Below are 22,577 nucleotides of genomic sequence, written 5' to 3'. Positions count from 1 at the left end.
CCGCCTGGAGCGGATTTGAACGCTGCTGGCAGCGGCCCCAACGGGGTGAGCCTCAGGGAAGAGGCGAATAACTGCAGCCAACACCGCTGCAGCTCAATTGGCGATGGGTATAAAACATGTCAGTTAACCCGTTCAATTGTAATCAGCCGGCTATCGGCACGACCATGGTCGTCTACGGCTCTGATACGATACTGGCCGTTATTGATTGGCCGCCAATCAATGGCTTGTTTACTATTACTGCTGCCAAGATAAATATCGTCGACAAACCAGTATACCGTTTTACTGTCTGCATCTGTCACGGCATTGAAGGCGATTTTGTCACGCCCCTGTTGCGATTGCCTCAGGGTATAAGTGGTATTTTTAAGTGGCGACGTTATGCGCGGTGGGTTACCACTCACCAGCGGTGTGCCATCTTGGCAATGGTTTACTGGCGGAGTCCGTTTGGGCAAACCTGCCTGCGCAAAAACATTGGCCAAATCCGAAGGCCAGAATTCAAAAACCTCAAGACGCGTTTGCGATTTATCATACGGTGGGCAAGCTACTTCACCACTCTCAATCTCCACCACCACCGGGCGATAGACCGTATCCACCTTAATGGGCGACTTGCCAGGAATAAACCAGGTTTTGCCTTTCTGCTGACACCACTCAGTAGGCAGGTTACCACTAGCCAAGCAAATATCCTGCCGTTTCAACTGCTTCGGGAACCGATGCTTGGGTTCCTCAATCCCCGGGTAACTGGCATTAATACTGTCGATAATGTTGAAAAACAGCGGAGCCGCCGCATCAGCGCCGACAAAGACGTTATTTCCTTTGCTGTCAAAATTGCCTTCCCACACCACCAGCACATAAGGCCCGAAAATACCGACACTCCAGGCATCGCGGAACCCCCAAGAAGTACCGGTTTTCCAATAGACCGGTAAAGCGGATGAGCGCTGTGCCAAGGTATCCCCTGGCCGACGATGCTGGCGTAACATATCCAACGTCATAAAGCTGGCCTCTTCACTCAATAGCCGTATCGGCTGCTGAGGGGAAGCATCACTTGGCTGCATACGTAATGGACGCAGTAAACCTCGATTAGCCAGTATGGCGTACAACTTAGCCAGTTCTTGTGCCGTGACTTCACCGCCCCCCAGCACCAATGAGAGTCCATAATGGTTCTCACTGGCCAGATTGGCGATACCGGACAAACTTAAGAACTGATAAAACGTTGGCTGGCGTAGTTGCGAAGCCACATACACCGCCGGAATATTACGACTGAAATTCAACGCATCAGTTGCCGTCACCGGCCCCAGAAAACGCCGATCAAAATTCTCTGGCGCATAGGCACCAAAAGAAGAGGATACATCCTTTAAAATGGTCATGGGGTGCAATACCCCCTGCTCCATGCCTAACGCATAAATGAAGGGCTTCAGTGTAGAACCGGGGGAGCGCTTGGCATTGGTACCGTTCACCTGCCCCTGGATCCCTCGGTTATAATAATCAGCAGATCCTACCAGCGCACGCACCCCCATATCACGGCTATCAACCAGTAATACCGCAGCATTATGTATGCCTCGGCTTTGATTACGGTTAATAAATGCATTCACCTGTTTTTCAATCAGCTGTTGCAGCCCGGCATCTAGCGTTGTCTCCACACGAGTATCTAACTGCACCAACCGTTGTGTCTGCTGCTGCAATTGCTCAATAAAGTGTGGCGCAATGTAGGGCATTTGCTCCGGTTGGCGCAGTGCCAGAGGCAACTGGAACCAGGCTTTCTGGCTGCTGTCAGTCACATAAATCCCTTGCCAGCGCTGAAACAGGCGATTACGTGCCTGGGTCAACGCCGCCCCCAACACCCCGGTCTTAGGGTCAATACGGTAACTGGGGGATTGTGGTAACACCGCCAGTGTCAACGCTTCCGGCAGCGTAAGGTCTTCTGGTGTCTTGGCGAAATAAATCAGGCTCGCCGCGCCAATGCTCTCAATATTGCGCCCATAAGGGGCGTAATTCAGGTAGGCTTCAAGAATATCGTCCTTGGAATAATAGAGTTCCAATTGGATAGCACGCAGCACCTGCATCAATTTTCCTGTTGGGGTACGGGTATTCAAGTGCCAATGCATGCGTGCTAACTGCATGGTGATCGTCGACCCACCTTGCATTTTGCCACCCGCCACATAGCTGCGCCAAAAACCGCGCAACAGACTGACTGGGTTAAAACCGGGGTTGTAATAAAACCAGCGATCCTCGTGTAACAAAATACCCCGCACCACCAACGGCGATATCTTTTCTAACGGTGTCCATAGGCGATAACGATCATCATTGGCCAAGGTGATGCGCATTAGTGTGCCATGGCGGTCATAATAAACTGCAGAGAGGGGGAGCCCCTGCGAAAGTGGCGGATGAGGCCATAACCTGGCTGCCAAGATCACTAGCGCCAGCAAAAAAACCGCCATTAAAATATTCTGCAGCCAGCGTTTAACCGCAGTAAAAGAAACAGGGAAGATTTTCATCAATTCTCAATACAAAGCTGAGCCCCGAGGTGGGTGTTAACCACGGGGCTCAGGTTGTCACTCACTTCCCGCAGGCACTACCACCAGTTTACCGCTCCCAACAGACATTGCCTGTACTTCACGGTCATACATCGCTTCACCATAAGCAGGTGGGATGACAAAGCTACCGGTGTTCGTCGCTTTAATCTGGTAGATAAACTCTTGGATATCCGTCGTCGCACTACCATAGATAATCACCCGATCTTCACGGATATCGCTGTAATCAGGTGCCCAAGTTGAACCCGTGGCTGCCAACGGCGACTGCCAGCCGCCTTGCGTACTCTCGCTCTCTTCACCTTCATCGCTGGCAGGCTCTGGAGCGGTTTGTTGTACCACTTCAAATCCACCGGGTAACAGGTCAACAATTGCCAGGTTATTCTGCCCTTGTTTCGAGTTTGCCCGGACTTTCAGATGGACGTTAATCTTCTGCCCCAAGGTCACCTGAGTAACCGGTTTGCCTTGTTCATCGGTGTAATCACGGGTGATTTCTAAACCGCGCGTAATGGCTTTCTGCGGAGCGGCAAGGTCATAGCCGGCCTGAGTGACCACATACCAGGCTGGAGCATCGCTGGCATTGGCGAAGCGGATAGCCTGAGCATCAGCGCTAAACTGCCCTTTAGCAAACAGCCCGACGACCGAGGAAATCACTTGCGGATCCACCGCCCCTGATTTACCGGTCTGGGTGATGGTTAATGTCTCCGTTGAAGAAGCTGCCTGTGCTGCTAACTGAGCAGAATAACTTTCCAACGCCAGGATACTCATTGCCGAAGAATAAGTGGTATAGCGATCTTCTCGCAACGCCTTGACCATATTTTCCAGTACCTGCGGCGGTATCTCAGAAATTTTTTCTGGGAAATGCCGGGTAATCAGGTAGAGGCGTGTAGCATCCTGCACCAGCGGATCGAAATAATTCTGCGTCCACCACCCTTTGTCGTAAGCCTTGCTCAATTGCTTCCAACTTGGCTGTAACAAGGTATTGGCAACATCATCCATTTTTAACAGCCGATAAGAGGAGGCCAGATACAAGGCACTCAAATCTGTCTTCCAGCTATCTGGATACATTTTCTGCAATGTTGCCTGTACCGATGCCAACGAGTTGGTAGTGAGTTCGCCCTGCAAAGTCAGCAGATAAATCGCCCAGATACGCAGACGCAAGTGATAAAGGTCGCTATCACCGCTGGCGGCCAACTCACGTAATGCACCATTAGCATCTTCCAGCATCCCTTCTGGCAATGCATAACCCGCTGCTTTGGCTTCCAATAGATACTGCACCACATAAGGTGTAACAAATGGGTCAGTCTCTGGTGAAGAACGCCAAACACCAATGGCGCCCCGGTCATTCTGACGGGAACGCAATACACCCAGCAGGTTTTTCAATTGTTGGCTGACTTCAGCATCGCTCAGGCCGCTCTGCATTTCCGGATGTTGGCTCTGCATGATCAACGGGATCGAGCGACTGACGATCTGCTCAGAGCAGTAATAAGGATAATCCGCCAAATACTGTGCCAAACCATGGCTCAATACCAATGGTGAATGGGATACCGCTGCACTACGCTGTGCATAAGCATCAAACATCTGCCGCAAGTGATCAATATTCTGGCTACTGCCATTCATCCGTCCCATCACCGATTGTGTACGGTATGGCATCGCTGGGCGGACTGATGTGCTGATAGTGCGACGGCTGGTTTTATCGCCATAGCGGGCATCAAACGTCAACGGGGCATCCCCCAATGCCGCTTTGGCTCGCAGGCGGAAGTTGATTACCCCCTCACGCTTGGCTGCCAAAGAAAGGCTCTGCTCAGCATTACCTACTACCTCCAATTGCGGTGGCGGTGTCAAATGCACCGTAATCGCCACTGGCGTGCCATTGCCCCCCTCAAGGTTATTGCTCACCCCGACGCTGACATCAAACTCGTCCCCTGGTGCCACCATCGAAGGGACATTCGGCGTCATAATGAAATTATCACGAACAGTAGTGGACGTTTGCGTATTACCGATTTTACTTGGCGTAACCGAAATCGCCATCACGCGGATTTTGCCATTAAAGTAATCCGGTACCGGGTAATGGAACTGTTTCTCGCCATTTACCTCGGTAATACCAGACCAATAAGCCACCGGCTTGTCACGTTTACGTTTGAACGGATTCAGGTTGAGATCTAATCCTTCGCCCCCATCACCACCGGGAGCCGCCGACAGCGACATCAATTTGCTGAATTCCGGCAGGATCAAATCAAGGATCTGAGAGCTTTCAACACTCAGTTGCCGCTTGCGGAAGAAGAACTCCAATGGATCTTTCAGGCGATAACGCGCCACCTGCAAAATCCCTTCATCAACAGCGAACAGGGCTACCTGTTGTGGACCATCAGTTTTTACCGTCATGGTCAGGTCTTCGCCCGGTTTAATCACCTCCGGTGCCAACACTTGCAGGCTGTTCTTACGGCCACTGGTGCTGATTTTAAATGGCATAACGCCATAACTCAGCGGGCTCATAAAGATTTCACTGGAATTCACATCACGTACAAACTGCACGTTGATATAACCGTTACCTTCCATCTCGGCCGGCACAGATATTTTCTGCACCGAACTGGTGGTGTCCGTATGGAACCACTGCCAGGCATAAACACGGTCTTTTTCAATCGTAATCAAGCCACTACCGGTATAAGGTGCGTTGATCGAAACTTCAACTTCTTCACCCGGTTTATATTCCCCCTGGTTCAATTTCAGCTTCAGCTCCGCATTGCGATCCAATGAGCGGCTAAGATTGGCATTCCCCGCCACACTGTAGGCGATACGGTTAAGTACCTTACCTTGTGCATCCTCAATCACCAGCACAAAATCACCCGGTGCCTCGGTCGACAAAGTGATATCGTTGCCCTGCTCCGTCAACGCCAGTGGTTGCTCTGAAAGCTGGACCTCCTTCATCTTCGACTGATATTTATAAACACCGGAGTTCTGTTTGGTCAGTACGGAGATATATCTCTGTTCAATCAACACCAATTTCAGGTCAGGCAGCGCCACTTGCTTCAGCGCAGGATCAACGGCAATCACGTTCAGATGACGTGCGGCTCCCCGGTTGATATAGCCCAAATCTCCGTCAGCTTTCACACCGACCAGATAATCATATGGTGAAACCAATACCCGCGCTGTGGCAGTCACTGAACGCCCACCGCCAGCCACAAAGGCTTCTGACAGTAATTGCAGTTGATAAGTGGCATCCGCATAAGATTTCAAGCCCAATGGGATGGTGGCTACCCCTTGCTCGTTGGTAGTCTGGTCTTCCAACTGGGTTTCAAAACCATCGTTATTCTGGCGGTTTTCATAGAAGGTATAATCTGGGAACTGTTCAAAACGCGGATACATTGGCCGCAGGGTCAGCTTGGAGGTAACACGCCGATCCTGGGCCGGGGTACCAAACAGATTCTGTACATCAATGTTGGCCTGTAATTCAGCAGGCTTAACCCAGCCTTGCTGGCGATTCGGCGTTAATGTCAGCTTCACCTTTAACTGGTCAGGCTCAAACTCTTTCACATTGACCAAGGTGTGACCCAAGAAAGTGGAAGCCTCGTTATTTTTACCAACTAGATATAAGTAAACATTCCACTCGCCCGTTGGCGCATTTTCATCGGTGGTATAGCTAAGTTCATTGAAACCACTGCTGCTCAGGGTTAATGGCACGGTCATCATCAGTTTATCGCGCGGATCACGGATCTCGGCCCGTACCGGTACCCCGGTCAGGGCAATGTTCCAGTCTGCCGCTCGGGTAATTAAACCGATATTGAACGTATCCCCTGGCCGGTACACTCCGCGATCAGAGAAGAGATAGCTGCTCAAAGTACGCGGATCAACCGGTGTTTCTTCACCCTCGATATCAAAACGGGAAAAGTCCAACCCACGGTCATTATTACTGCTGGTGGGTAAAAACGACACATCCCCCTCTTTTTCCACCAGGAACATCACTGGTTGGCGTTCATTGGTATACACATCCAATGCTGGGAAACGGACATGCCCATTGGCATCAGTCACCTGACTCAGCAAGGTGACACCGTTCTTGGCAATCACCGAGACCTCAGCATGACTGACCGGCGCCCCAGTGTTGATGGATTGCACAAATACATCACGGGTTTTATCTTGCGAACGCTTGGCAATAATCCCCAGATCTGTCACCACCACAAAGCGTGAATCCCCTGCGGCAGGTGACTGCTCCTCTGAACTCGGCAAGTCATCCCCGGCCAGTTGATCCTGTTCACTCTCCTCTTCCGCCGTCTGCGCTTTTTTCTTCTCTGGTTGCCATTCGGAAAGGGTCAGCAAGAACACCCCACGGTGAGAATCGGCATTGGTGGAGAGGTAACGAGAAAGATCGACCCCCTGATAACTCACTTCACCCGGTTTATCATTGTTGATAACGGTTTGATAATTGAAATGTTCAGTAAAGTATTCATCATTAAGCTGGTTGAACTGCGCCGAAGAGTACTCACTGCTCTTAAACGAGACAATATGCTGTAATTGACTTGGGATCACTCGTTTAATATCCAGACGTAAACCTTGCACATTACGCGCTGCTACGCTGATTTGTTTATCACCATTAACCGATAACAGCGAACCTTGGGACATAAACTGCAAGGTCTTAGGGTAATCCGGCACCTCGACAATGCGATAAACCCTGTCCGGCATTTTGTAACCACCGGATGAGGTCATCAGGTTCGTGACCTCTATCAACATAAAGCGGTGAGCTGGAGCATCGAATTTGAAGCTAAACTGCGGTTGATAAACCTCTTCCGCCTCATTCAAGGTCAAAACCAATGCTGTCGATTGCGCCAGAATGCGCTTATCAATGTCGCCGACCTCAGACCAATGATAAAAATCGTCAGGATCTTGACTGGCCTCGGAATCATCAGGGTGATGTTGTGGCAGTAACCAGGCTTTAACCGCTTGCCCAACATCCTGGTCTTTTACGGCATCGCTAAAGGCAACCACCAACGCACGCTGGCTGTTGGTACTATCACTATTCACCACTTGAGCACTGACTTCTTTCACCGCAAGACTATACAGTGTCGGGATAGCAACCCAGTTTTCCTTGGTTTTTGTAATACTATTGGCCGCTACCACTGACTTGATGCCTGACCCTAATACCAGATGCACCTTGCCACCATGATCCAGTGCCATCAAAGGCTGCGAATGGATCCAGGCATTGAGTTTCTTCTCATCGTAGATCACGGAGAAATTGAGCGGTTTTTCAGACTTGGTGTTAGCTTCAACCAACCCCATGGCTATCTGTTTCTCAAAGCTGGCCACATCGACGGGGGCATTGAATTTGACGTTAAAGATTGCACTACGCTTTTGCGGATCTTGCGGATCCTGATAGTACTCTGCTTGACCAAGTTGATAATCAAAGGCAGGGACATTAAAGGTATAACGCGTATTAGCCAGCTTGATTTGTGGTGCCAACAGCACCGATGGGTCAAGATTGATTTCGTAGCTGCCCCCCATTGGCAATGGTTTTTGGGAGGTAAAAACCAATGTCCAGGCATTGTCCCATTTCCACTGCCCTTCAATAGCGGGCGTGATTTTCACCCCTTTATCGATCACTTTACCGGCATCAGTTAACGGAGCCACCGAGTTTTTAAAGGTGAGCGTTACTTGCTGTGGTGCGGCTTTCTGCACCCTAAAGTTGATCGGTTGAGGGTCGGAAACCCTGACACTGGTTTCCTGATAGACCATTGGGGCTGGCTCTATGGGCTGCGGCCGGTTTTGCCACCAGTGCCAACCGTAGTAACCCCCACCGGCGATACATAATAAAACCAGCAGTATCAGGCTGATCGTTCCCGGATGTTTATCCACCCCAGTTTCCAGGCGCAAAAAAACACGTTTAACCCAACCCGAAAATACCGTCCACCAGCCAGGTGCACTCCAGGCCAGGTTACCCACCAACGGCTTGAACAACCGCCCCAACAGGCCAAGGATTATCGCCAACAAGCGAAACACGCCTTTTATCAACGTAAAAGGCAAACGGAGGAGAAACTTTAGTAAATCCATTATCTCAGCACCTTAGAATCCTTGATACCTGCGGTTATGTTATTACCCATCGCACTTCAAGCGAGGGAATAGGTCTTTTTTGTTCATAACGCTCTTTCCCTGACCACTCATAGCGACACTGCTAAGCGATGGATTATCCATCATTTTTATTGAAAGATGGAGACTCAATAACATTAATATCGCATAAATTGCGTGCAGCTTCGCATATACCTGCTGTCAATCAAACTGCTGGGAAATTGATGAGGTTATTCGGCAGCATGGTGGCTGTAATTTGCCGAAGCTGACGGGCAAAAACCTATCACTATCACTAAGGCTCTTTATTCAGCAAGTTATCCAGCCGTTGCAGCAGCACCAATAGTGGCAAACACTCTGGTTGTTTGTCCTGCCATGCCTGTTCAAAATAAGGCGTGATAGCAAAGCGGGTTGGCAAAGGCGCATCGGCATCCAGCAATGCGTTCATTCTAGGTAACAATACCCACTGCAACCACTCCTCAGCCAACATGCTATCGACACAGAAAGGTTCGATACTGGCAAAGGCTTCCGCTGCGGGTGGCATCTCCTGCCACCATGCTAACTCGCGCATGGCTTGTTCAATCTCCTGCAAACTGCAACGAACCTGATTTTGTAGACTCATCTGTAATCCCAAGTTATTTCGACCTGATTATCGACTCAAGGCATTTTAACGCTGACGCCCTAATTTTATCTGGTGGACAACACCAAGGCACGGCACAATACGCGCACCTAACTAACTACCTATTATGATAAAAGAAATGCCCGCAACTTCCCCCACTAAGAATCACGCCACACCTGCTAAAGCTATGTTAGCTTCAGTGACCGGTTATGCAATGGATGGTTTCGATCTACTGATACTCGGCTTTATGCTCCCAGTGATTTCCATTGAACTGGGCCTTACCTCATCACAAGCCGGTTCTCTGGTTACCTGGACACTGATAGGCGCAGTGATTGGTGGTGTAATTTTCGGCCATTTCAGTGATCGTTTTGGTCGTATCCGTATATTAACCATCACCATTTTGATGTTTTCGCTGTTTACCGGCCTTTGCGCTATTGCTGTCGGTTACTGGGATCTTCTCGCTTACCGCACCTTGGCTGGCATAGGGCTCGGCGGTGAATTTGGTATTGGTATGGCATTGATTGCCGAAGCCTGGCCTGCAGAAAAACGCAACCGTGCCTCTGCCTATGTGGGTATGGGTTGGCAACTTGGTGTATTGGCCGCTGCGTTCCTTACCCCGTTGTTGTTACCCTATATTGGCTGGCGTGGCATGTTTCTGGTGGGTTTGCTGCCTGCCCTGGTCTCCTTTTTTATCCGCCGCACCATGGGTGAACCAGAGGCGTTCGTACAACAACAACCCAGCGAACAACAGCTATCTTTCACTCAACGTTTACAACTCCTGTTTAAAGATCGCACCACGGGCAAAGCCAGTCTGGGGATCTTTATTCTTTGTTCAGTACAAAACTTTGGCTATTACGGCTTAATGATTTGGATGCCTACCTATCTGTCTAAAAACTTTGGCTTTTCACTCACCAAATCGGGTATCTGGACAGGGGTGACAGTTATTGGGATGACCTTTGGTATCTGGTTGTTCGGTATACTGGCTGACCGTTTCCCGCGCTGGATCATTTTTGTGATATATCAGAGCGGCGCAACAGTGATGGTCATTTGCTACGCGCAGCTTAGCGATCCTACATTAATGCTGTTCGCTGGTGCCTTGATGGGTGTCTTTGTTAACGGCATGATTGGCGGTTACGGGGCGTTAATTTCTGATACTTATCCGGTACAGGCTCGTGCTACCGCACAAAATGTCCTGTTTAACCTGGGGCGGGGTGTTGGTGGGTTTGGGCCATTGGTTATTGGCGCGTTGGTTACACAGGTTTCCTTTACTGCTGCTATCAGCCTGCTGGCGAGTATTTACCTATTAGATATTATCGCCACGCTGTTCCTGTTACCCAAGAACCCGTCAGCCAAAAAACAAGGCTCCGGCGATTCATTAGGCGCCATTGGTTAACACCTTATACCCACAGTCAATCAAGCTGACGGCATCTTGATTGAACTTGGGTATAGGCCAGTCACCATGCGCACCAAAAGAAAAGGGGGGCACTGCTAATGCAGTGCCCCCGGTTCGTTTTATAGCTATCCCGCTACAAGTATGCTCCCTGCTCGATCCTTGAAAACTTTTCCTTCGGCCATCCTGACCAAACAATCCTTGCTAAATTCCTATAACATCATCCTGACGCTGTTCCTTAGTCTTCCTGACCCACCAACATTCCTGTGCTGGCTCTCGTTCTCCTTCCTGGAGGTGTCCTTGATTTCATTCCAGAAATATTCCAAACCTCTTCCTGAAGCTTGTCCTTGTCACTCTCCCTGAGTGTATCCAATTCTTCTTCCTGAAGTGACATCATCCTGATGAAGTTCCTTGGTCTTCCTGACTCACCAACATTCCTGTGCTGGTACTCAATCTCTTTCCCGGAGGTGTCCCTAAATTCAACCCTGAAATATCCTAAGCGTCATCCTGAAGCTTGTTCCTTTTCACTCTCCCTGAGTGCATCCTTTTCTTCTTCCTGAAGTGACATCATCCTGATGTTTTCTATTCCTACAGACTCCTGTCCGATGCGTATAAGATCGCTTAATTCTCTCCCGGCTACAAGGTCATGTAGGATGGATTACAACGAGTTTTATCCAATATTCATTTCAAGATAAACCTAATAAATTGATTTTAATGAAAATAACCCTAAAAAAAACCATGGGAATAAAAAAATTAAAAGCGATCTCTTACAGGTTTTGTAAGATATATCTCACACGCTGTGGCGATAATAACCAAGCGCTATCCCAAGGTCGGCTGTAAAGCACCCAGGAAGTGACCGAGTGAATCAGCGAGTAATGTCTGTTTTGTACTACCAAACTGTTCCAGCACCACATGACCACTGACATTACACAGCGATACCATGGCCATATCCGATTCTGTCGTCGCCAAAAATAAAGTAGGTGATAGTTTAAGGCGCTTTTGCGTCACCAAATGGCCAATCAGATTTTCCTGCAGGCGGATAAAATCATCCTCACTCCACACTTGGAGCAGTGTAAGCGCCTGTTCCCCCAACATGGCGCTCATGTCACCCGCATATTGTTGAGTATAAAAAGTATGAATCTCCGGGCACAACTGTATTTCCAGCGCCTGTTCGACCTTAACCAAACTGGCTGCTGGGATAAAAGGTTGCGGCCGCCACAATACGGTATCCCCGCGATTTTCGACAATACAAGGGGAGGCCACACCATACAGCTCCTCACTTGCAGGAGCATGACCACGCTGCTGCTGCCAATAATCAACATAGCGCTGAGTAAATTCACCCAATGCGTGCGCTACCTCATGGTGATAGTCCATAATTTTTCTCACATACGATAAACTGGCCGCCATTGTACCTCTCTAACATCAAGGTGACAGCTCATGTCTTCTTCAAAAATGCATCAGGCTTTGTCGGCATTAACTCTGGGTAAACCCACGGATTACTGCGACCATTACGATCCGACACTGTTACAGGCGGTTCCCCGCAGCATGAATCGTGAACCGTTAGGGCTTTATCCTGAAAGCCTGCCATTTCATGGTGCGGATATCTGGACGCTCTATGAGCTTTCCTGGCTGAATGCCAAGGGATTACCCCAAGTGGCCGTGGGTGAAATCAGCCTAAGTGCCGATAGTGTTAATTTGATCGAATCCAAAAGTTTCAAGCTCTATCTCAATAGCTTTAACCAAACCCCGTTCCCTGACTGGCAAACGGTGTGTACTACCTTGCAACGCGACCTTGCTGCCTGTGCGCAAGGGGATGTCAATGTTGAGCTATACCGGGTTGAGCAATTAGAAGGCGCGCCCATCGGCCGATTGGCAGGAGAATGTCTCGATCAGCAGGATATCTTTATCGACAGTTATGAGTTCAATGCCAATTATCTGCAAGGTGCCACCACATCAGCAACGGTTGAGGAAACCCTGGTCAGCCATCTGTTAAAGTCCAACTGTTTGATCACCAACCAACCCGACTGGGGCTCAGTGCAAATCAGCTATCGTGGGCCGCAGATCAACCGCGAGGCGCTGTTGCGCTACCTGGTTTCGTTCCGACATCACAATGAATTTCATGAACAATGTGTAGAACGTATCTTTAACGACCTACTGCGTTTTTGCCAACCAGAACAGTTAAGTGTTTATGCTCGCTATACCCGACGAGGGGGCCTGGATATCAACCCATGGCGCAGCAATGTTGCCTTTGAACCGGCACGCGCCCGGTTGGCCCGTCAATAATGCCTGTTAATGCGCAATATCTAAGCTAACAAGCAGTTTATATTGGTAAAAATCCGGGGACAACGGTAAGGTTGAAGCAAGCAAGCCCGCTCTTTATCTCCAGATTTATTCAAGTTGCAGGGCCTTCACCGCAGCCTGAGTAACAATGGCTATGATTGCGGTACGCAATACTATCGCCCATAACCGGCGCAAAGGAGTTACCTTGATTACACACATTAGCCCACTTGGCTCTATGGATTTGTTATCGCAGTTGGAAGTCGACATGCTCAAGCATACCGCCAGCAGCGATCTGTATCGTTTATTCCGTAACTGTTCCCTGGCAGTGTTAAATTCAGGTAGCCAGACCGATAGCAGTAAACAGTTGTTAGCTCGCTACAAAAATTTTGATATCAATGTGCTACGCCGAGAACGTGGCGTAAAACTGGAGCTGGTCAATCCACCAGAAGAGGCCTTTGTCGATGGGCGGATAATCCGCTCATTACAAGCCAACCTGTTTGCTGTACTGCGTGACATCCTGTTCGTACACGGTCAACTGGTCAATGCGGAGCGTTTCCGTCATCTGAATCTGGACGACTCTATCCATATTACCAATCTGGTATTTTCCATATTACGTAATGCCCGCACGCTTCACCTCGATGAAGACCCGAACCTGGTGGTCTGTTGGGGGGGGCACTCGATCAACGAAAATGAATATCTTTATGGCCGCAAAGTGGGTAGCCAACTGGGGCTGCGCGAACTGAATATCTGTACCGGTTGTGGGCCTGGAGCCATGGAGGCCCCCATGAAAGGGGCTGCTGTCGGTCATGCGCAGCAACGCTATCGCAACAGCCGCTTTATCGGCATGACCGAGCCTTCCATTATTGCCGCTGAGCCGCCCAATCCGTTGGTGAATGAACTGGTGATCATGCCCGATATTGAAAAACGCCTGGAAGCGTTTGTGCGTATCGCGCACGGTATTGTGATTTTCCCTGGTGGGGTTGGTACCGCGGAAGAACTGCTTTACCTACTGGGCATTCTGATGAATCCAGAGAACAGCGATCAAGTGTTACCGTTGATTCTCACCGGGCCAAAAGAGAGTGCCGATTACTTCCGTGTCTTGGATGAATTCATCATCAATACCCTGGGTGATAAAGCCCGCCGCCATTACCAAATCATCATTGATGATCCGGCAGAAGTGGCCCGCCAGATGAAAAAAGCCATGCCGCTGGTGAAAGAAAACCGCCGCAATAGCGGAGATGCCTACAGTTTTAACTGGTCTATTCGCATTGCTCCAGATTTACAGCGCCCGTTCGAGCCAACCCATGAAAATATGGCTAATCTCAACCTGTATCCTAATCAACCTGCAGAGCAACTGGCTGCGGCACTACGTCGTGCCTTCTCAGGCATCGTAGCAGGTAATGTGAAAGAGAATGGTATTCACGCTATTGAGCAATTTGGCCCTTACAAGTTGCATGGTGAACCGCAAATGATGCAGCAAATGGACAGCCTGTTGCAGGGCTTTGTTGCGCAGCATCGTATGAAACTGCCTGGCAGTGCTTATGTGCCTTGTTATGAAATCGTAACCTGATCCTCATCACCGCCACGTTGATTCAAGTTGTAGCCCCCTGCAGCTTGAATCACGATGGCGATAAATAACGACGTAGCAGCAACCACGCCGCAATCTGAAAGACGACGAGTCCATGACGATACATTTACTGATTGTCGATGCCCTGAACTTAATCCGCCGTATCCATGCGGTGCAGGGTTCACCTTGCGTCGAAACCTGCCAGCATGCGCTACAGCAGTTGATTCAGCATAGTCAGCCCACTCATGCGGTGGCGGTGTTTGACGCCGATGATCGCAGCCAAAGCTGGCGCCACCAGATCCTGCCTGATTACAAAGCGGGGCGTTCCCCAATGCCGGATAATCTGAAACTGGAAATGCCGCTACTGCATCAAGCATTTAACCAACTGGGGGTCGCTGGTTGGCACTCCCCTGGCAATGAAGCAGACGATCTGGCGGCGACACTGGCAGCAAAAGTCGCCAGTCATGGTTATCAGGTGACCATCGTCTCTACCGATAAAGGCTACTGCCAACTACTGGCACCTAATGTGCAAATCCGCGACTACTTCCAGAAGCGTTGGCTGGATATGCCATTTGTACAGCAGGAATTTGGTGTGTTACCACAGCAGTTGCCGGACTATTGGGGGTTGGCAGGAATAAGCAGCAGTAAAATCCCGGGGGTTGCTGGTATCGGGCCCAAAACCGCCGCGCTGCTGTTACAACAAATCACCGGGCTGGATGACCTCTACCAACATCTGGATCAGGTACCAGAAAAATGGCGCAGCAAACTGCAACAACACCGGGAACTGGCGTATATCAGTAAACAGGCCGCCACTTTGCGTACCGACCTGACACTGGAAGGCAACCTACAGCAACTGCGTTTACCAACACACTAAGCGCCTATCTATCCGTCAACTACCGTGGGGGTCACGGCAATTGACATGATGGAGAGGCTAGTGGATTAATCACGCTCGTCGCGGCGCCCCGGAACCGCTGACCACATACGGCGTATATGAACGGTGACCTCTTCACGGTCATGGTACAACTGTTTGGCATTGACTTCGGCGCTGATATCAGCGGCGGCCATGGCTTCACGAATGGCCCGTAAATTATCTGCAACCACTTCGTAGCGTTTCTTCATTGGCAACTTCAGGTTAAAAATCGCTTCTCGACACCAACCATTAACCAGCCATTGAATCACCAGGTTGGTGACTTTTGCTGGCTTCTCAACCATATCACACACCAACCAATAATTTTTGCTGGTGGTAGGTTCAAATCTAAAACCATCCGCACGGTGATGAGTCACCTGCCCGCTATCCATCAGACTTTGCGCCATCATCCCATTATCCACCGCGTGGACCATCATGCTGCGCTTGACCAATTGATAAGTCCAACCACCAGGGCAAGCCCCCAAATCGACGGCATACATCCCACTGGCCAAGCGCTCATCCCATTCATCCGCTGGGATGAAAACATGAAAAGCTTCTTCCAGCTTTAACGTAGAACGGCTGGGTGCATCAGAGGGGAATTTTAGCCGAGGGATCCCCATATAGAACGGAGAGTTGTTGTTACTGTAGGAATAACCCGCATAACAGCAGCCAGGGGCAATAAAAAACACATGTACCACCGGGCGGCTTGGGTTCTCACGCGCCATCATCACCTTCTGCTCACGCATGGCGGCTCGCAGTGGTACGGTCAATTTGCGGCAGAACTTCATCAACTCTTTACTTTCGTTGGTGTCCGGCACCTCTACTCGTAACTCCCCTGCACGCTCAACCACCCCCATTAACATGCCAACAATGGGGGAGACACGATCTTCTGGCGGCAAATGACGTAATAACTCGCCCACCACCAGCATCTGGCGGGCAAAGATCAGCTCACGGAAGGGGAGCTCTCTTGCCAGACGATCAGCATCCTCCGGCTGATAACATTCAAACAGCACATAACCGCTATTTTCTTTCACCCGGGCAAAACCAAATACCGCCAATTGCCCAGCTCTATCAGTGATTTCTGCCGCACACTCTTTTTCAAAGCCGGGGCGACAATACAACGCAATTTTATTCATGGCACTCGGCCTTTTCTCTCAGACGCAAAGCGCCAATCAACATTAATACCCAACCAATGAGGAAACACATCCCACCAACGGGGGTGATATAAACCCAAATTTTCAGCGGTGACAACGCCAGAGCATACAAACTCCCGCTAAACAGCACCGTACCCAATGCCAGCAATGCCCCGCTCCAAGCAAACCATCGGCTGAATTGGCGCTGCATAGCAACAGCCAACGCCAGGATCGCTAAGGTATGAAACCCCTGATACTCAAGCCCGGTATGGATCCAGGCCATCTCATTAACCTCTAGCTTACCGCTCAAAACATGGGCGCCAAAGGCCCCCAGCGCAACGAAGACAAAACCGCTGATAGCAGCAAAAATCAGCATAGAACGATAACTCACGTTATTCACCTTAATTAAAGTTACTCCACCGCGACTGATAAAGGGGTCGGGTGTAGCCGAAGACTGAGGATATCAGTCATAGCGAAAACGAAACTTCTCTTGCTCACTGGCTGCTCGCGCCAGGATCCATTGGCGAAAAGCGGCTATTTTACCCAGTTCTGCCTGGCTGTCATGGCATACCAGATAAAAAGCGTTTTTACTCACCAGTACTTCGTTAAACGGACAAACCAAACGCCCCGCCTCAATCTCGGTTTGTGCCATCACATTATTGACCAGCGCAACGCCTTGACCATGCACGGCAGCCTGAACCACCATGGCGCTGTGACTGAAAATCGGCCCCTGTTGCACATTAATCTGCAGTAACCCCAATTGGCGGGTATAAGCCAACCAGTCGCGACGGGAAGTATCGTGCAGAAGCGTATGGTAAGCCAAGTCACCTGGCACTTTCAGTGCGTGCTCGCCCATCAGCAGCGCAGGAGAACAGACGGGTAACAGATATTCTGCATACAAACGCTCTGCTCGCACTCCCGGCCAGTTGCCACGACCATAAAAGATCGCCACATCGACATCATCGGCCAATTTATCTTCTTCACGATCAACCGCCTGTATACGCACATCAATCCCCGGGTAGGCGGAGTTAAAACCAGAAAGCCGTGGCACCAGCCACTGAATAGCAAAACTGGGCGGTAGACTGACGGTTAACGCGCCCTTGGCACTGCGTGCCTGAAGTTTACGTGTCGCATCATTAATCGCAGAGAAGATTTCTTTAATATCAAGATAGTAACTTTGGCCTTCTTCTGTCAGCAATAGCGAGCGGTTACGCCGCCGAAACAACTTGAGACCCAGGAAATCCTCCAGCGACTTAATCTGATGGCTGACCGCTGCCTGTGTCACAAACAGCTCTTCTGCCGCCTTGGTAAAACTCAAATGGCGAGCCGCGGCATCAAAAACCCGTAATGCGTTAAGAGGGGGCAAGCGCTTAGACATGCATTGCCCCCCGTGCCTGAAATCCCTTGGGCATAGCGATATTTATCATATTACAGTTATCCGTATCGGTTCGCATAATCGGTTCAGGCTGCATAAAGCAGCGCTTATACCCAAAAGAATTCGAGTTGCGTGTAGGCGGCAACTAAGAGAATCCCCAGGATCATAGATAACTATGTGACTGGGGTGAACGACAAATCTGCCTGGAGCAGATTTGAACGCCGCTAGCGGCGGCCCCGTAAGGGGCGAGGTCCACGGATGGACCTCGTAGCACAGCCAACACCCAAGCAACTTGAAGTATAAGAGGTATGGTTATCCCGTTGCCATTCAAGCCATAATCCCCAAAATGATGAGGAGTATAACGCAGTCATTGCCATTAGTTTTTTTAATCCGAGACATTATAAATTGTCCATTGAGCCGGGGCCAGTAAATACCTATAGTAGCTGCACTTACCGAGCCGGAACGGAAAGGAATTGGGTGTCGAGGACACCGATGAACTTTTGGCTCTGTGGTGGTGATGTTGTGTTTGCAATTTGTCCGGTATCCCGGATATGGTCATTATTTACTATTTTCACTTCTGTACATTAACCCTGTCTGTCCATAGTGATTTATGTAGCACCGCCACTTTAGCGGTGCTTTTTTTTACCTGTAACCCCCCTCAATTGGCATCAATAGCGCTATCAGAGAACTTGTCTCAACGGAAAAAATAGGTCAGGATCCTTTTTTGGTGAAGCAGCGATGACCCATTTATGAAGCCTTTCGATCCCATCCTTTTCCGCAGCCAATTTCCTGCCATCAAACAGGCGGGAATTTACCTCGACAGTGCTGCTACCGCGCTGAAGCCACAGGCCGTCGTTGATACGACACAGCAGTTCTACAGTGAAGATGCAGCCACAGTGCACCGCAGCCAGCACCGAGCGGCACAGGACCTGACCTTGCGGTTTGAACATGTGCGTCAACAAGTGGCAACGCTGGTTAACGCCCCTAGCGCAGACGATATTGTCTGGGTACGCGGGACAACCGAAGCGATCAATCTGGTTGCACAGAGTTATGCCCGTCCGCGTTTGCAAGCCGGTGACCAGATCCTGGTCAGTGAAGCAGAGCATCATGCTAATTTGATCCCATGGCTGATGGTGGCGGAGCAAACCGGTGCTCAGGTAGTGAAACTCCCCCTGGGGAAAGATCGTCTCCCCGATTTAACGCAATTACCCCACCTGCTGAGTGAGAAAACCCGCATTCTGGCGCTGGGGCAAATGTCCAATGTGACGGGTGGCTGCCCAGACCTGGCTTTGGCCATCAAGTTGGCTCATGCGGTTAACGCAGTGGTGATGGTCGATGGTGCACAAGGCATTGTGCATGGTCCTACCGATGTACAACAGTTGGATATCGACTTCTACGCCTTCTCAGGCCATAAATTGTATGGCCCCACGGGCATTGGTGCGTTATATGGCAAAAGCGCCCTGCTGGCACAAATGAAACCCTGGCAAGGCGGGGGGAAAATGCTGACCCACGCTTCATTCACTGGTTTCTCACCACAGAAACCACCACACTGTTTTGAGGCTGGCACCCCCAATATTGCGGGAGTCCTCGGGCTGGGCGCGGCACTTGACTGGCTTGATACGCAGGATCGTGTTGGCGCTGAACAATATAGTTGTGCTTTAGCACAAAGTGCTGAACAACGGCTACAGGCGTTACCTGGGTTCCGTAGTTTCCGCTGCTCCGGCTCCAGCCTGCTGGCATTTGATATCAGCGGGATCCACCACAGTGATATCGTCACTTTATTGGCCGAACAAGGTATCGCCGTGCGTGCAGGTCAACATTGTGCCCAGCCGCTGATGGCGGCATTAGGTATCAATGGAACACTGAGAGCCTCATTTGCACCTTACAATACCCCGCAGGATGTTGATGCCCTGATACAAGCATTGACCAATGCCGTCGCACTGTTGGCAGAATAAGATTGCCAATTCTATACCCAACTATGAGAGAGCCCATGCTAACCGCTCATCCCTTTGGTCGTGACATTACCGCCCAAGCACTGATAGAAAAATTCAGCACCTTGAAACTGTGGGAAGATCGTTATCGCCAATTGATCCTGCTCGCAAAGCAACTGCCACCGTTGGCTGAAGGGCTGCGACAAGCGGATATTGAACTGAGTGGTTGTGAAAATCGCGTCTGGTTAGGGCACCAATTACTGGCAGATGGCACATTGCATTTCTATGGTGACAGTGAAGGCCGTATTGTCCGTGGTCTACTGGCAATCTTACTCACTACAGTGGAGGGCAAAACGCCACAACAGCTATTAGCCTGCGACCCACTTAGTTTGTTTGACCAGCTGTCACTACGTGACCAACTCAGTGCCACTCGTGCCAGCGGCCTGGCAGCTTTGGCCGCCAGAGTAAACACCATCGCTACGGGCTATATTTCTACGGACGGTGCCTGACGCGCCGCTTTTGCCAGCATCTTCTTCAAGGCATGGGAGGTGGCAACAAAGCCAAAGGTAGCGGTAACCATGGTTGCTGCGCCAAAACCTGCGTTGCAATCCATGCGTTTTGGCCCGGTGGCACTACTGCGCGAAGGGCACACAGAACCATCTGGCTGTGGGTAAACCAACGGTTCACTGGAAAAGACACAATCAATCCCCAGCTTCCCTTTACTGTTTTTCACCACATTAAAGTCACTTTTCAATCTTTCACGCAGCTTGGCCGCCAGCGGATCCTGAATAGTTTTGGCTAAATCAGTGACTTCGATGCGTGTTGGATCAATCTGCCCCCCTGCTCCCCCGGTGGTCACAACCGGTATTTTGAAACGGCGGCAATAGGCCAGTAACGCAGCTTTGGGTCGCACACTGTCAATCGCATCAATGACATAGCTGAAATTATGATTCAACAGTTGCGCCACATTATCGGGTGTAATGAAATCATCTATGCAAGTCACCCGACATTCCGGATTGATGGCCAGAATGCGCTGCGCCATCACCTCAGTTTTTGACTGCCCAACATGCTGACGCAAAGCGTGGATCTGACGGTTGGTATTGGTGACACAAACATCGTCCATATCGATCAAGGTAATGGCACCGATACCCGTTCTTGCCAGCGCTTCTGCTGCCCATGAACCGACCCCACCGATACCGATTACACAGATATGAGCCTGTGCAAACAGGGCAAGGGCAGATTGACCATATAAACGGGCTATGCCGCCAAAACGCTGCAAATAGGCGGCTGAATAGGGTGTAGTCATTGGGTTTTATTACCTTAATATCTCAAAATAGCCAGGGCCGGGAAATCCGGCCCTGGCGGGTCAAAAGCAATACTACCGCTACTTCAGCGGGTAATTAACGAGGAACCGTTCGAGCTCGATGCCGTGGTAGGCTGGTAAGCATTGAATTGCGCAGCACCACCGTCAGTACCTTTCAACACCCATACGCGACCATAGTGGTTGTAGTAACCCGCGGAATGCCCCGCTTCTGGGCCAATCCCCTGATACATATCAAAGTGCTGCCCTTTAATAGCGCCACCGACATCCAGAGCGACCATCAAGCGCATTTCATATTTCCCGGTGAATTTCCCTTTATTGTCCAGTAACGGCACTTCTGCCAACAGTGTTGTCCCAGCCGGGATCAACGAACGGTCAGAAGCGACAGAGGCTTTGGCCACCAAGGGGACGGCACTCGCGCCTCTCACCGGTGCAAACACCTCGGGGTGGAAAAAGACGAATGATGGGTTCTGCTCTAAAAGTTGACGTACTTCCGCTTCACTGTGTGCATCGGCCCACTGACGAATGGCCTGCATCGACATATCGGCTTTGGCCACCTCCCCACGGTCAATCAACACCTTACCAATGCTACGATAAGCATGACCATTTTTACCGGAATAACCAAAGAATACTAATGGTTGACCATCGCCAAAATCAACATAACCGCTGCCCTGAACCTCCATCATAAAGTTATCCATCAGCGAGTTGCTGTAAGCGATGATATAACGAGGATCAAGGGCACCGGAGTAGATCGCTGCACGATCAGGCAACCGGCGTTTACCGTTGGATGGCATACGATATAACGGATAACGAAACTCCCCTTGCTGGGTACGGCGTGCCTGCACCACCGGGGTATAATAACCGGTAAACTGCACGTTACCATAGTTATCGACGCCTCCCATCTGATAGGCGTTCAAACCAAATTGATTCAGTTTTTTCGGGTCCGCCCCCGCCGCCATCCAGTTTTGTACCGCTTGATAGGTCGCGTTATTACGGGTAAACAGCGAAGGGGCCGAAGATTGAATCTTTGTCAGTTGCACAGAGTAATCATTACCGTTGATCGGCACCCCCCTGGCATTAGGCTGGCTCTCTAGCTCTAGCGATTGATCCAGATGGCCATCTTTATACTGTTGCCCACGATCAGTTGGCTTTGACGAACAACCAGCCAGTGCTGCAATCACTAACCCACCCAGCAGGTACTTACACCAACGTTCTTTCATTATATTCGCTCTCTCAGACTGATCTGCTTTCTACCCGTCACCATTCTCGTGTAGCGCGGTTGGCGGCCCTAGCTCCCTCTGGAGCTTGCTTCGCGGCAGACTGGCTAATCACTACGCCGCGACGTGCAACACACCGAAAAACTGGCTGAACGATAACAAACAGCTATTAATAAAGGAATCTCTCGCGCTAAAAATTTCCCGCCAAATGTTAATGGCGAAAAAAAAGACAATTTGTGGACTAATTCAGCACAAAGATAGCTT

Annotated in this window: 15 protein-coding genes; 6 read left to right on the top strand and 9 right to left on the bottom strand. The window is 50.2% G+C overall.

Features of this window, described 5'->3' with window-relative positions; genetic code table 11:
• Positions 1-119: 119 nt before the first annotated feature.
• The 3 genes from pbpC to AC2A06_RS12975 all read right to left on the bottom strand — a co-directional run bounded on the left by pbpC (position 120) and on the right by AC2A06_RS12975 (position 9,195).
• A complete protein-coding gene (gene pbpC, locus AC2A06_RS12985) occupies positions 120-2,489 on the bottom strand; it encodes a penicillin-binding protein 1C (RefSeq protein ID WP_484380565.1) in 2,370 nt (789 codons plus the stop codon).
• A gap of 57 nt (positions 2,490-2,546) precedes the next feature.
• Positions 2,547-8,561, bottom strand: coding sequence for an alpha-2-macroglobulin family protein (locus AC2A06_RS12980; protein ID WP_484380564.1), 6,015 nt, complete (start codon positions 8,559-8,561; stop codon positions 2,547-2,549).
• A gap of 307 nt (positions 8,562-8,868) precedes the next feature.
• Positions 8,869-9,195 carry a YqcC family protein gene (locus AC2A06_RS12975; RefSeq protein WP_023491883.1) on the bottom strand — a complete coding sequence of 109 codons (327 nt, stop codon included), beginning with the start codon at positions 9,193-9,195 and terminating at the stop codon, positions 8,869-8,871.
• Between the two features lie 136 nt (positions 9,196-9,331).
• Between AC2A06_RS12975 and AC2A06_RS12970 the strand changes: the two genes are divergently transcribed.
• The gene (locus tag AC2A06_RS12970) at positions 9,332-10,585 is read left to right on the top strand and encodes an MFS transporter (protein ID WP_484380563.1); all 1,254 of its coding nucleotides are present in this window, start codon (positions 9,332-9,334) and stop codon (positions 10,583-10,585) included.
• 816 nt (positions 10,586-11,401) lie between these two features.
• On the opposite strand, the gene syd is transcribed toward AC2A06_RS12970, so the two are convergent.
• Positions 11,402-11,956, bottom strand: coding sequence for a SecY-interacting protein (syd, locus tag AC2A06_RS12965; protein WP_484380562.1), 555 nt, complete (start codon positions 11,954-11,956; stop codon positions 11,402-11,404).
• A gap of 63 nt (positions 11,957-12,019) precedes the next feature.
• Between syd and queF the strand changes: the two genes are divergently transcribed.
• The 3 genes from queF to xni all read left to right on the top strand — a co-directional run bounded on the left by queF (position 12,020) and on the right by xni (position 15,303).
• Entirely contained in the window at positions 12,020-12,865 is an 846-nt protein-coding gene (gene queF, locus AC2A06_RS12960) for an NADPH-dependent 7-cyano-7-deazaguanine reductase QueF (RefSeq protein WP_484380561.1), read from the top strand.
• A 202-nt stretch (positions 12,866-13,067) separates the two neighbouring features.
• On the top strand, positions 13,068-14,432 hold the full coding sequence (gene ppnN, locus AC2A06_RS12955; protein ID WP_037384957.1) for a nucleotide 5'-monophosphate nucleosidase PpnN: 1,365 nt from the start codon (positions 13,068-13,070) through the stop codon (positions 14,430-14,432).
• Between the two features lie 112 nt (positions 14,433-14,544).
• Positions 14,545-15,303: a flap endonuclease Xni gene (gene xni / locus AC2A06_RS12950; protein WP_484380560.1), complete on the top strand. Its 759-nt coding sequence runs from the start codon at positions 14,545-14,547 to the stop codon at positions 15,301-15,303.
• 65 nt (positions 15,304-15,368) lie between these two features.
• Here the strand turns inward: xni and rlmM are convergent, their stop codons facing one another.
• From rlmM to AC2A06_RS12935, 3 genes are all read right to left on the bottom strand, one after another.
• Positions 15,369-16,472, bottom strand: coding sequence for a 23S rRNA (cytidine(2498)-2'-O)-methyltransferase RlmM (gene rlmM / locus AC2A06_RS12945; RefSeq protein WP_484380559.1), 1,104 nt, complete (start codon positions 16,470-16,472; stop codon positions 15,369-15,371).
• On the bottom strand, positions 16,465-16,860 hold the full coding sequence (locus AC2A06_RS12940; protein ID WP_152554914.1) for a DUF423 domain-containing protein: 396 nt from the start codon (positions 16,858-16,860) through the stop codon (positions 16,465-16,467). Before AC2A06_RS12940 ends, rlmM begins: the two co-directional genes overlap by 8 nt.
• A gap of 72 nt (positions 16,861-16,932) precedes the next feature.
• Positions 16,933-17,847: a transcriptional regulator GcvA gene (locus AC2A06_RS12935; RefSeq protein ID WP_023489600.1), complete on the bottom strand. Its 915-nt coding sequence runs from the start codon at positions 17,845-17,847 to the stop codon at positions 16,933-16,935.
• 746 nt (positions 17,848-18,593) lie between these two features.
• On the opposite strand from AC2A06_RS12935, the gene csdA reads away from it, so the two are divergent.
• Both csdA and csdE read left to right on the top strand, forming a co-directional pair.
• Complete coding sequence (gene csdA / locus AC2A06_RS12930; RefSeq protein ID WP_484380558.1) at positions 18,594-19,799, top strand: cysteine desulfurase CsdA; 1,206 nt, start codon at positions 18,594-18,596, stop codon at positions 19,797-19,799.
• A 35-nt stretch (positions 19,800-19,834) separates the two neighbouring features.
• Positions 19,835-20,284, top strand: coding sequence for a cysteine desulfurase sulfur acceptor subunit CsdE (csdE, locus tag AC2A06_RS12925; protein ID WP_484380557.1), 450 nt, complete (start codon positions 19,835-19,837; stop codon positions 20,282-20,284).
• On the opposite strand, the gene tcdA is transcribed toward csdE, so the two are convergent.
• Both tcdA and mltA read right to left on the bottom strand, forming a co-directional pair.
• Positions 20,260-21,081 carry a tRNA cyclic N6-threonylcarbamoyladenosine(37) synthase TcdA gene (gene tcdA, locus AC2A06_RS12920; RefSeq protein ID WP_484380556.1) on the bottom strand — a complete coding sequence of 274 codons (822 nt, stop codon included), beginning with the start codon at positions 21,079-21,081 and terminating at the stop codon, positions 20,260-20,262. The genes csdE and tcdA overlap by 25 nt on opposite strands.
• 83 nt (positions 21,082-21,164) lie before the next feature.
• Positions 21,165-22,316, bottom strand: coding sequence for a murein transglycosylase A (gene mltA / locus AC2A06_RS12915; protein WP_484380555.1), 1,152 nt, complete (start codon positions 22,314-22,316; stop codon positions 21,165-21,167).
• Positions 22,317-22,577 lie beyond the last annotated feature (261 nt).

The organism is Serratia sp. HNCC26DJ244, assembly GCF_057180565.1.
This window is presented reverse-complemented; position numbering and strand designations above follow the sequence as displayed.